An 11196-nucleotide genomic window follows, 5' to 3' on the forward strand; every position below is an offset into this window, starting at 1 on the left:
TTCATTTGTTCAGACCCGGCGTCAGTGGCTGACGCTGGCCCCTTCGCCCGCCGTCGGGGCGGGCGGCGTCGGGGTCATGGGCTCGGCCGCCTCGTCCCATTCGACGGGGGTAGGCGTGCCGGTCAGGGCCCACTTCAGCGCCTCGTCGGCGGTGGAGATCGGCACGATCTCAAGGGCGGCCTTCACGTTTTCGGGCACGTCTTCGAGGTCCTTCTCGTTCTCCTGCGGGATCAGCACGGTCTTCACGCCCGAGCGCAGGGCCGCTAGCAGCTTCTCCTTCAAACCGCCGATGGCCGTCACCCGACCGCGCAGGGTGATCTCGCCGGTCATGGCGATATCCTTGCGGATCGGGATGCCGGTCAGAACCGACACCATGGCCACCGTCATGGCCACGCCCGCCGAGGGGCCGTCCTTGGGCGTAGCGCCGTCGGGAACGTGGACGTGGATGTCGGTCTTCTCGAACACCGGCGGCTTGACGCCGATGCTGAGGGCGCGGCTGCGGACGTAAGACGCCGCCGCCGAGATCGACTCCTTCATGACCTCCTTCAGGTTGCCGGTCACAGTCATGCGGCCGCGGCCCGGCATCTTCAGGGCCTCGATGGTCAGGATGTCGCCGCCGAACTCGGTCCAGGCCAGGCCGGTGACGATGCCGACCTGATCTTCCGCGTCCGTTTCGCCGTAGCGGAACTTCTTCACGCCCGCGTATTCGGCCAGCTTGGCCGCATCCACGGTGATCGAGGTCGCCTTGGTCTTGGCCATCTCGCGCACCGCCTTGCGGGCCAGACCGCCCAGGGCGCGTTCCAGCGAACGCACGCCGGCTTCGCGCGTGTAGTAGCGGATCAGGTCGCGGATCGTCTCGTCGGGGACGATCAGCTCCTCTTCCTTCAGGCCGTGGTCCTTGAGCTGTTTGGGCAGGACGTGGCGTTTGGCGATCTCGACCTTCTCATCCTCAGTGTAGCCGGAGACGCGGATGATCTCCATGCGGTCCAGCAGGGGCTGGGGCATGTTCAGGCTGTTGGCCGTAGTGACGAACATCACCGGCGACAGGTCGTAGTCGACCTCCAGATAGTGGTCGCCGAAGGTCGAATTCTGGGCCGGGTCCAGCACCTCCAGCAGGGCCGAGGACGGGTCGCCGCGCCAGTCGGCGCCCAGCTTGTCGATCTCGTCCAGCAGGACGAAGGCGTTGGTGGTCTTGGCCTTCTTCATCGACTGGATGATCTTGCCGGGCATGGAGCCGATGTAGGTCCGGCGGTGGCCGCGGATCTCGGCCTCGTCGCGCACGCCGCCCAGCGACATGCGGACGTACTCACGACCCGTCGCCTTGGCGATCGACTGGGCCAGCGAGGTCTTGCCGACGCCCGGAGGGCCGACCAGGCACAGGATCGGCCCCTTCAGGCTGCCGGTGCGCGCCTGAACGGCCAGATACTCGATGATCCGTTCCTTGACCTTCTCCAGGCCGTAGTGATCCTCTTCGAGGATGTCCTCGGCCTTCTGCAGGTCGATGGCCTTGGGCCGGGTTTTCGACCACGGGATCGACAGCAGCCAGTCGAGATAGTTGCGCACCACGGTCGATTCCGCCGACATCGGCGACATGTTGCGCAGCTTCTTCAGCTCCGCCTCGGCCTTGATGCGGGCCTCCTTGGACAGGCGCGTCTTCTTGATGCGCTTTTCCAGCTCCAGCAGTTCATCGCGAGCATCGTCGGTCTCGCCCAGCTCACGCTGGATCGCCTTCATCTGCTCGTTCAGATAATATTCGCGCTGGGTCTTCTCCATCTGCCGCTTCACGCGGCTGCGGATCTTCTTCTCGACCTGCAGGACGCTGATCTCGCCTTCCATCAGGCCATAGACCTTCTCCAGCCGCGCCGGGATGACGACGGTTTCGAGCAGGGCCTGTTTGTCGGCGATCTTGACCGACAGATGGGCAGCGACCGAGTCCGCCAGTTTGGACGGATCGGTGATCTGGGGGATGGCGCTGAGGGCCTCGGGCGGGACCTTCTTGTTCAGCTTCACATAGTTTTCGAACTGCTCGATCACCGCGCGCAGCAGGGCTTCGCTCTGCGAAGGATCACCGGCCTCGTCGTCGATCTCGACGGCCTCGGCTTCGTAATAGTCCTCGCGCTCGGTGAAGCGGGTCAGGCGCGCGCGCGACTTGCCCTCGACCAGCACCTTCACCGTGCCGTCGGGCAGCTTCAGCAGTTGCAGCACAGAGGCCAGCACGCCGGTCGAATAGATGGCGTCCGTCGCCGGATCATCGTCGGCCGAGTTCATCTGGGTGGCGAGCAGGATCTGCTTCTCGCCCTTCATGATCTCGTCGAGGGCGCGCACGGACTTCTCGCGCCCGACAAACAGCGGCACGACCATGTGCGGAAAGACGACGATGTCTCTCAACGGCAGGACAGGGAGGATTTTGCTCTCGGTCATGATGCGTACTTTCCGGGGCCTTTGTGAATCTCCGGCCCGCCGATCCGGTCTGATTGGGCGTTACTGCCGCCTCGTTCCGACTCGACCCGCTGTTTTCAGCGGCTTTCGTGTGAGTATGTGGTTCTGTCTGGACGCGGTTCAAGCGTGGCGGGTCCGCGACCCACAGAAGCGTGAAAAAGCGTGCGATTTCAGATGGCCCAAAACAAAGCCCTCCCCCTCGATGGGGGAGGGTTGGGTGGGGGTGCGGCCGCACGGCTTCAGAACAGGGCTCAGGCGACGCGCCCTCGTCTCCAGCGACCCATCTGGTCGATGTCGCGCGGTCACCCCCATCCCTGCCCTTCCCCCATCGAGGAGAAAGGGTGGGTGTTCAGTCACGCCGCGCCGTCAGCCGTCTTCTTCTTGGTTTCCGAATAGATCAGCAGCGGCTGGGCCTTGCCGTCGATCACCTCGGCGTTGACCACGACCTCTTCGACGCCCTCGAAGGTGGGCAGTTCGAACATGGTCTCCAGCAGCACGCCCTCAAGGATGGAGCGCAGGCCGCGCGCGCCGGTCTTGCGGGTGATCGCCTTTTTGGCGACCGCCGACAGGGCGTCGTCGGTGAAGGTCAGGGTGACGTTCTCCATCTCGAACAGTCGCTTGTACTGCTTGACCAGAGCGTTCTTCGGCTCGGTCAGGATGGTGATCAGCGCCGCCTCGTCCAGGTCTTCCAGCGTCGCCAGAACCGGCAGACGGCCGATGAACTCGGGGATCAGGCCGAAGCGCATCAGGTCGTCCGGCTCGACGCCCTTGAGGATTTCGCCGGTGCGGCGCTCGTCGATTTCCTTGACCTTGGCGCCGAAGCCGATGGAGGCCCCAGCCCCGCGCGCCGAGATCACTTTTTCAAGGCCGGCGAATGCGCCGCCGACGATGAACAGGATGTTGGCGGTGTCGACCTGCAGGAATTCCTGCTGCGGATGCTTGCGCCCGCCCTGCGGCGGCACGGAGGCGACGGTCCCTTCCATGATCTTCAGCAGGGCCTGCTGCACGCCTTCACCCGACACGTCGCGGGTGATCGACGGGTTGTCCGACTTGCGCGAGATCTTGTCGATTTCGTCGATGTAGACGATGCCGCGCTGGGCCCGCTCGACGTTGTAATCCGACGCCTGAAGCAGCTTCAGGATGATGTTCTCGACGTCCTCGCCCACATAACCGGCTTCGGTCAGGGTGGTGGCGTCGGCCATGGTGAACGGCACGTCGATGATGCGCGCCAGCGTCTGGGCCAGCAGCGTCTTGCCCGAGCCGGTCGGCCCGATCAGCATGATGTTCGACTTGGCCAGTTCGACGTCGTTGTTCTTCGTCGCGTGGTTCAGGCGCTTGTAGTGGTTGTGGACGGCGACGCTCAGCACCTTCTTGGCGTGGGCCTGACCGATCACATAATCGTCGAGGACATCGCGGATCTCCTTGGGCGTGGGCACGCCGTCCTTGGAGGTCTTGAACGCGATCTTGTGCTCTTCGCGGATGATGTCCATGCACAGTTCGACGCATTCATCGCAGATGAAAACGGTCGGTCCGGCAATCAGTTTGCGGACTTCGTGCTGGCTCTTGCCGCAGAACGAGCAGTAGAGCGTGCTTTTGGCGTCTGTGCCGGCGGCTTTGGTCATAGACCCTTCTCACTATCCGCAATCCGCCCCGACATTGAGACGAAAAGCGCTTCCTTCGCGATCGATCCAGGGAATCTATCATCGAAGGTCTTCAAAAAATGACAATCACCCATCACACGTTCCGCCACAACCCCGTTGCGGCGCTGCAACGCGCTTCGGGGATCGGACAGGACAGATAATATGGGGATCACGGCTAATGTCTGACATGGGAAGCGAAAAAGCCTTTCACCAGTCCCCTGCCCCCGGACAACCCATCGTCGCCTTCGATTTCGACGGCACGCTGACGATTCGCGACAGCTTCACCACCTTCCTGAAATGGCGGGCCGGGCCGGTGCGATGGATGACCGGACTGGTGCAGATGGTCCCGGCGGTCTTCGCCTATCTGGGCGACCGCGACCGGGGCCGGATCAAAATCGCCTCGGTGCGCGAGTTCCTGATGGACGCCGACCGCAAGGCGCTGGAGGCCGATGCAGAGCGCTTCGCCGCCGAGATCTGGCCGCGCTTCATGCGCCCCGATGCGCTGGCGACCTGGGAAGACTGGGGCCGTCGCGGCGCCCACCGCGTCATCGTCACCGCCTCGCCCGAGACCACGGTCGCCCCCTTCGCCCGCAGGCTCGGCGCCGACAACCTGATCGGCACCCGTCTGGCCTTCGACGATCAGGACCGCGTGCTGGGGACCTTCGTCGGCGGCAACTGCCGGGGCGAGGAAAAGATGCAGCGTCTGCGGGCCGTCTATGGCCCGGACATGGTGCTGGCGGCCGCCTATGGCGACACATCGGGCGACGCCCAGATGATCGCGGCGGCGCAGGAAAAAGGCTACCGCGTCTTCAGCGGCCGTCCCTGACGCACCATCTGTTGCGCGAACATGGAGACATGATGGACGCCGGACCGAGGCGCTGATCGCAACTTGGCCCCCGAACCGCCCCATGCGAGGTTCGCCTGATGATACCGGGACGCCTGACGCCGCACGCATGAACCCTCTGGCCCTCATCATTGAAGACGAAGTCGCGATCGCCGAGATTCTGGATCGCTATCTGGTCCGCGAGGGGTTCCGCACGGCCCGCGCCTATAACGGTCAGGTCGGGCTGGACCTCTATGCCGCGCTGAAGCCGGATGTGGTGCTGCTGGACGTCATGCTGCCGCGCATCGACGGCTGGGGCGTGCTGTCGGAACTGCGCCGCAAGGGCGATACGCCGGTCCTGATCATGACCGCGCTGGATCAGGACGTGGACAAGCTTCAGGCCCTGCGCACCGGGGCCGACGACTATGTGGTCAAGCCTTTCAGCCCGATGGAGGTCGTCGCCCGCGTTCAGGCCATATTGAGGCGCACCAACGGCATGGCGCCCGACCGGCTGATCCGCGTCGACAGGCTGGAGATCGACCCCGAAAGCTATATCGCCACCGTGCGCGACGGCGATCAGTTGAACCACCTCGACACCACCCTGACCGAGTTCCGCATTCTGGAGTTCATGGCCCGCCACCCGATGCGCGTCTTCTCACGCGGGGAACTGGCCGACGCCTGCCTGCCCAACGAAGACGTGCTGGACCGCACGGTCGACAGCCACATCAGCAAGCTGCGCCGCAAACTGAACGCCGCCGGGATGGACAAGGCGCTGAAGGGCGTCAGGGGCGTCGGCTATCGCCTGAACGCCAGATGATCCAGCGCTCGCCCAGTCTCCAGCGGAAGTTCTCCTTCTATATGGCGACGGTCGCGATCAGCGGTCTGTTCTCGGCCTTTTTCGCATGGAGCATCGTCTATCTGCTGTTCGTCGATCCGCGCGACGAACATCTGGAGATCTATTTCGATGTCATCGACCTGGCGGCCCTGCTGCTGTCGCTGCTGCTGGGCCTGACCGTCTCCATCATCGCCGCGCGCATCCTGTCGCAGCGGATCGCGGCGCCCCTGTCCCATGTGGCTCTGGCGGCGCGGACCCTGACGGCGGGCGATCTGGCCGCTCGCGTGGACTATAAGGACGGCAGCCTTGGCGAGGTTTCCCAATTAATCTCTGATTTCAACACGCTGGCGGCGCATCTTCAGAAATCCACGCGCGAGTCGATGCAGTGGAACGCCGCCATCGCCCATGAGCTCAGAACCCCCCTGACCATCATGAACGGCATGATGGAGGGCGTCGCCGACAACATCTTCGATCTGGATGACGAATGGCTGGGGCTGATGAAGTTCCAGTTGGAGAGCCTGACGCGGATCGTCGAGGATCTGCGCGTCATCAGCCTGTATGAAAGCGGCCACCTGTCGCTGAAAACTGAAGAACTGTCTCTGGACGCCGTCATCCAGCCGCTGAAGGGCCTGTACGAGCCCCTGCTCAACAAGCTGGGCTTCACGATGGAATGGGCGACCACGCCGGTGCGCGTCGTCGGCGACAGCACCCGCATCCGTCAGGCGCTGCACGCCCTGCTGGAGAACGTTCGGGTCCACGCCGACCCCGGACTGGTGCGGGTCGCCATCGAGGAAAGCTATGGCTTCGCCGTCATCAGCGTCGCCGATTCCGGCCCCGGCGTGCCGAACGACATCGCGCCCCAGATGTTCGACCCCTTCCGCAGCGCCCGCTCGGACGCCAAGGGGTCTGGTCTGGGCCTGACCGTGGTCCAGTATATCGCTGAGGCCCATGGCGGATACGCCCTGCTGGGGCGCTCCGATCTGGGCGGTCTTCAGGCCGAGTTCGAGCTGCCGCTGGCCGAGTGACGCCCGCGTCGCCGTATTCCGGGCCAGCCTGGACGACATGGCCTCCACATTCCGTCCGCAAAGCCGCAACACGCAGTGGGTAGTGATCCCCACGTCCCGCCGCGTCGTGGTTTAGCAGGATCATCATTGCACCACCCCAACCGAAGACTTCTGCTGGGTGTGCCAGGCGCGATCTTTCTTGTCGTCGCGGGCGGCGCCGCCGCGCGCGACGATCAGACCCCTGCGCCCGTTCCGGCCGAAGCCTCGGCTCTGGCCGAGACCGTCAGCGCCGATGACTGGCGCGCGGTTTTCGACGACCCCGATCTGGCGGCCCTGCTGACCGAGGCGCTTGAGCGCAATCTGACCATCGAGAGCGCCCGGCATCGGCTACAGCAGGCGACAGCCCTGCAGCGCGGCGCCCGCAACGCCGACCGTCCCGGCGCGGATCTGTTCGGCGCCCCCCTGCAGGACGTGCCCACCGGCGACGGCTATTATCAGCTGGGCGTCGGCACGCGATGGGAGATCGACTTCTTCGGCGCGGGCGCAGCGCGCAATCAGGAGGCCGCGGCCCGCGCCGCCTCCAGCGCCGCCCAGCTGCGGGCGGCGCGGCTGATGATCGCGACCTCGCTCATTCAGGCCTATTACGAACGGCATCAGGCGCAGGTCCAGCTGGCCCTGTCGCGACAGTCGCACGACCTGTCCCTGCGCGCCCTGCACCTGATGCAGGCGCGACATGACGCCGGGCTGGCCGACGCCTCCGACCTGCGCGCAGCCGTGATGGAGGAAAACCGCCGCCGGATCGAACAGACGCGCCTGAAGCATCAGATCGACCGCGCCTCATGGACGCTGGCCGCCCTGTTGAGCCGGTCCGGTCCTGATCCCCATGACGCCGGGCCGGGCGGGCATTTCGCCGCCGTGCGCTTTGCGTCCGAACTGCGCGCCGACGACCTGCGTCGCCGTCCCGATCTGATGGTCGCCGAGGCCGAGGTGCTGGAAGCCGCCGCCCGCGTCAAAATCGCCCGCGCCGCCCTCTACCCCAGCCTGTCGCTGGGCGGGTCCATCGGCTACACGCTCAGCCTGGCGTCCGCGCCCTCGCCCGGCGGCGTGGCCCCCGTCGTCGGGCCGACGATCGACATTCCGCTGTGGGACTGGGGCCGTCGCCTCGCCGTGGTGAACAGCGAAGACCACGCCCTGTCCGGCGCGCTTGCCCTTTACCGCCAGTCCGTCATCGACGCCGCCAGCGAAGCCCGCACCGCCCTCGGCGCCCTTGAGCAACAACAGGCCATCGTCACGACGCGCCGCGAAACGGTCGAGACGCTGCGACAGTCGCTGGACGTCTGGACCACCCGCCATGATCTGGGTCTGGCCAGCGAACTGGACCTGATCCAGCCCGAAGCGGACCTGCTGGACGCCCGCGCGGCCCTGGTCGGCGCCCGTCTGGACAGCATTCTGGCCCTGCTGGCGGTCCACAAGGCGGCGGGCGGCCCGCCTTCTGTTTCAGAGACGGCGCCATGATCTCGCTGGCCCGCAAGACCCTGATCCACGAATGGCCGCGCTTCGTGCCCGTGGTGCTGGCCGTCACCTTCGCCGGTCTGTTGCTGATCGTGCAGGCGGCGCTGGTGCTGGGCATCTTCAGCAGCGCCGCCATCTACATCAAGGCGTCCTCGGCCGATCTGTGGGTCGGCTATCCCGGCTCGCAGAGCGTCAACTACGGCCGCCCGCTAGGCCCGGACATCGAGATGCGTTTGAGCGCCGACGACGCCGTCACGGCGGTCGAGCCCTATCGTTGGGTCGACGCCGACTGGCATTCGGCCTCGGGCGAAGGCGGGGCGATCTCCATCTATCTGTCGGGCGTTTCCGTCGAGGACGGCGCCATGGCCTTTTCGGAACGTCTGAGCGACGCCCAGCGCCAGCGACTGCGCGAGCCGGGCGCCGTCATCGTCGACGCCGCCGATCTGTCGACCCTGCACGTCGCCGACGGCGGCCGCGCCTGGATCAACAAGCAACCGGTGCAGGTTGTCGGCGTCATCAAGGGGATGCGCGGTCTGGGCGGGGTCAACGTCCTGTCGTCGCTGGAGACTGCGCGTGAGATCGGCGCCGCAGAGACATCGGCCGACACCTATTATCTGGCCCGGCTGAAGGACGGCGCCGCGCCCGCCGACGTGCGCCAACGCCTGATGCAGGATCGCGCCGCCTTCTCACCCTATGAGGCCTGGACCGCGCATGAGTTCGCCGCCCGATCGCAGAACTACTGGCTGCTGGACACCGGCGCCGGGATCGCCGTCCTGTTCATGGCCATCATCGTCAGCCTGGTCGGGGCGGTTGTGACCAGCCAGTCGCTGGCCGGGACCATCAACGCCTCACGCCGCGAATACGCCGCCCTCAGCGCTCTGGGCGTCGGGCGCTGGCCGCTAACCCGCGTGGTGCTGGAACAGAGCGCATGGATCGGCGGCGTCGGCCTGATGCTGGCCGCCCTGTTCAGCGCGCCGCTGCTGGCGCTGGCGGCCAGCCATGACGTGCCGGTCGCCATGAGCCTGCCGGTCGCGGCCGGGTGCGGCCTGCTGATCTTCGCCATGGCCATCCTGGCCAGTCTGGCGGCGGTGCGGACCATGCTGGGGACCGACCCCGCCATGTTGCTGAGATAGAGCCATGGCCGACTCCGCCCCCCTCATGACCCGCGCCCCGGCCGTCGTCGCCGAAGGGCTGGTGAAGACCTTCATCACCGGCACGGTACCGACGCGCGTGCTGACCCATCTGGATCTCAGCCTTCATCCCGGCGAGATGACCCTGATCTCCGGCCCGTCGGGCTGCGGGAAAAGCACCTTGCTGTCCCTGCTGTCCGGCCTGCAGAAGCCCGACGCGGGCGCCGTCACCGCCCTGAACCAGCGGCTGGACCGCCTCAGCCGAGGACGGCTGGAAGCTTTCCGCCTGCAGCACACCGGCTTCGTCTTTCAGGGCTTCAACCTGTTCCCCGCCCTGACAGCGGTGGAGCAGGTGCAGCTGCCGCTGGGCTATCTGGGCATGGACCGTCGTCAGAGCGAGACGCTGGCCCTGAAGGCGCTGGACGAGGTCGGGCTGAACCACCGCCTGCACATGCGCCCGGCCCAACTGTCCGGCGGCGAAAAACAGCGGGTCGCCATCGCCCGCGCCATCGCCAAATCACCCGCCCTTCTGTTCGCCGACGAACCCACCAGCGCCCTGGACGCCGAGAACGGCCAGCGCGTCAGCGAGATGCTGCGCCAGATCGCCCATCGCCACGGCTCGACCGTGGTCTGCGTCAGCCACGACCCGCGCCTGATCCGCTTCGCCGACCGCCTGCTGACGATGGAGGACGGCGTCATCCAGCGCGACGAGCGCCCCGCCCAGTCTTCCGCCCAGCCTTCCGCCCAGTCTGCCGCGCCCATCAGCCCTTCGGAAGCCCGGTGATGAGAGCCAGAACCATGCCGCCAGCACCCCGCCTTTCCGTCGCCCTCGCCGCCGTGGTGCTGTTGGGCCTGCCCGCCCTCAGCGCCTGCCAGAAGGCCGAGCCGCCCGCCGAGGCCGCGCCCCTGCACGCCATCGCCCGTGGCCGGATTGAGGTTCAGGGCGGCCTTCTGGCCCTGAGCGCACCGATCGACGGCGAACTGCGCGCGCTGGACGTCGTCGAGGGTCAGAAGGTCCGCAAGGGCGATGTTCTGGCCCGCTTCGACACGGCGGACCTGACCGACGAAACGCGCCTGATCGAGGCTCAGGCCAATCAGTCGCGTCAGCGCCATACGGCGGCCCAGCGCAAGGCCCGCGGCTTAAGCGAAACCGTCGGCCGCTATGAACAGGCCGCAAAGGCGGGCGCCGCATCGGCTCAGGCCCTTGCCGAGGCGCAGCAGTCGCTGGCCGATGTCCAGTCGGAAGTCGACGCCGCCGCCGCCGAGATCGCCGTCGCCGACCAGCGTCTGACGCAGGCCCGCAATCGCCTGCACAGGGCGCAGTTGATCGCCCCTGCCGACGGCGTCGCCCTGCGCGTCGCCGCCTCAAGCGGACAACGACTGTCCGCCGGCGCCCCGGTGCTGACCCTGCTGCCCGACCGCCCGCTGATCGTCCGCGCCGAAATCAATGAGAGCTTCATCGGCCGGGTGCGCCCCGGCATGAAGGCGACGGTGACGATCGACCCCGCGCCGTCGGGCGCAAAGCCCCTGCCCGCCGCGCGGCTGACCTATCTCAGCCCCGCCTATACCCACGCCCGTCAGGACGACGACGTCGAACGCGGTCCCAGCCGCGTGGTCGAGGGCCTGCTGGAATTCGACGCCCGCCCCGACGTGCGGGTCGGCCAAACCGTCCGGGTCCGCTTCGATGACTGATCGCCCCTACACCCTCGCCCCGTCGCGCACCGAGTGGGCCATCCACTGCGACTTCGACGGCACCATCAGCAATCGCGATGTGACCGACAGCCTGCTGCACGCCTTCGGCCGTCCCGGCTGG

9 protein-coding genes are annotated in these 11196 nt (G+C 66.6%); 7 read left to right on the forward strand and 2 right to left on the reverse strand.

Annotation, left to right across the window (positions count from 1 at the left end; genetic code table 11):
* Positions 1–21: 21 nt before the first annotated feature.
* Complete coding sequence (gene lon / locus ABE454_RS06250; protein WP_346530109.1) at positions 22–2421, reverse strand: endopeptidase La; 2400 nt, start codon at positions 2419–2421, stop codon at positions 22–24.
* A gap of 371 nt (positions 2422–2792) precedes the next feature.
* Positions 2793–4061, reverse strand: a complete 1269-nt coding sequence (clpX, locus tag ABE454_RS06255) for an ATP-dependent Clp protease ATP-binding subunit ClpX (protein WP_024354171.1) — start codon at positions 4059–4061, stop codon at positions 2793–2795.
* A gap of 196 nt (positions 4062–4257) precedes the next feature.
* Between clpX and ABE454_RS06260 the strand changes: the two genes are divergently transcribed.
* From ABE454_RS06260 to ABE454_RS06290, 7 genes are all read left to right on the forward strand, one after another.
* A complete protein-coding gene (locus ABE454_RS06260; RefSeq protein WP_346530112.1) occupies positions 4258–4905 on the forward strand; it encodes an HAD-IB family hydrolase in 648 nt (215 codons plus the stop codon).
* A gap of 127 nt (positions 4906–5032) precedes the next feature.
* Entirely contained in the window at positions 5033–5719 is a 687-nt protein-coding gene (locus tag ABE454_RS06265) for a response regulator (protein WP_346530114.1), read from the forward strand.
* Positions 5716–6762: an ATP-binding protein gene (locus tag ABE454_RS06270; RefSeq protein WP_346530116.1), complete on the forward strand. Its 1047-nt coding sequence runs from the start codon at positions 5716–5718 to the stop codon at positions 6760–6762. The genes ABE454_RS06265 and ABE454_RS06270 overlap by 4 nt, the downstream gene beginning before the upstream one ends.
* A gap of 159 nt (positions 6763–6921) precedes the next feature.
* Positions 6922–8256 carry a TolC family protein gene (locus ABE454_RS06275; RefSeq protein ID WP_346530118.1) on the forward strand — a complete coding sequence of 445 codons (1335 nt, stop codon included), beginning with the start codon at positions 6922–6924 and terminating at the stop codon, positions 8254–8256.
* Positions 8253–9386 carry an ABC transporter permease gene (locus ABE454_RS06280; RefSeq protein ID WP_346530120.1) on the forward strand — a complete coding sequence of 378 codons (1134 nt, stop codon included), beginning with the start codon at positions 8253–8255 and terminating at the stop codon, positions 9384–9386. The genes ABE454_RS06275 and ABE454_RS06280 overlap by 4 nt, the downstream gene beginning before the upstream one ends.
* Before the next feature lie 4 nt (positions 9387–9390).
* Positions 9391–10167, forward strand: coding sequence for an ABC transporter ATP-binding protein (locus ABE454_RS06285; RefSeq protein ID WP_346530123.1), 777 nt, complete (start codon positions 9391–9393; stop codon positions 10165–10167).
* A gap of 14 nt (positions 10168–10181) precedes the next feature.
* Positions 10182–11075, forward strand: coding sequence for an HlyD family secretion protein (locus ABE454_RS06290; protein ID WP_346530125.1), 894 nt, complete (start codon positions 10182–10184; stop codon positions 11073–11075).
* The last annotated feature ends 121 nt before the right edge of the window (positions 11076–11196 follow it).

It is taken from the genome of Brevundimonas diminuta (genome assembly GCF_039673845.1).
Lineage (GTDB): Bacteria > Pseudomonadota > Alphaproteobacteria > Caulobacterales > Caulobacteraceae > Brevundimonas > Brevundimonas diminuta_E.

Excerpts from the sequence above, each read along its gene's own strand:
- lon (WP_346530109.1), bottom strand. The coding sequence starts at position 2,421 with ATGACCGAGAGCAAAATCCTCCCTGTCCTGCCGTTGAGAGACATCGTC.
- clpX (WP_024354171.1), bottom strand. The coding sequence starts at position 4,061 with ATGACCAAAGCCGCCGGCACAGACGCCAAAAGCACGCTCTACTGCTCG.
- ABE454_RS06260 (WP_346530112.1), top strand. The coding sequence starts at position 4,258 with ATGTCTGACATGGGAAGCGAAAAAGCCTTTCACCAGTCCCCTGCCCCC.
- ABE454_RS06265 (WP_346530114.1), top strand. The coding sequence starts at position 5,033 with ATGAACCCTCTGGCCCTCATCATTGAAGACGAAGTCGCGATCGCCGAG.
- ABE454_RS06270 (WP_346530116.1), top strand. The coding sequence starts at position 5,716 with ATGATCCAGCGCTCGCCCAGTCTCCAGCGGAAGTTCTCCTTCTATATG.
- ABE454_RS06280 (WP_346530120.1), top strand. The coding sequence starts at position 8,253 with ATGATCTCGCTGGCCCGCAAGACCCTGATCCACGAATGGCCGCGCTTC.
- ABE454_RS06285 (WP_346530123.1), top strand. The coding sequence starts at position 9,391 with ATGGCCGACTCCGCCCCCCTCATGACCCGCGCCCCGGCCGTCGTCGCC.
- ABE454_RS06290 (WP_346530125.1), top strand. The coding sequence starts at position 10,182 with ATGCCGCCAGCACCCCGCCTTTCCGTCGCCCTCGCCGCCGTGGTGCTG.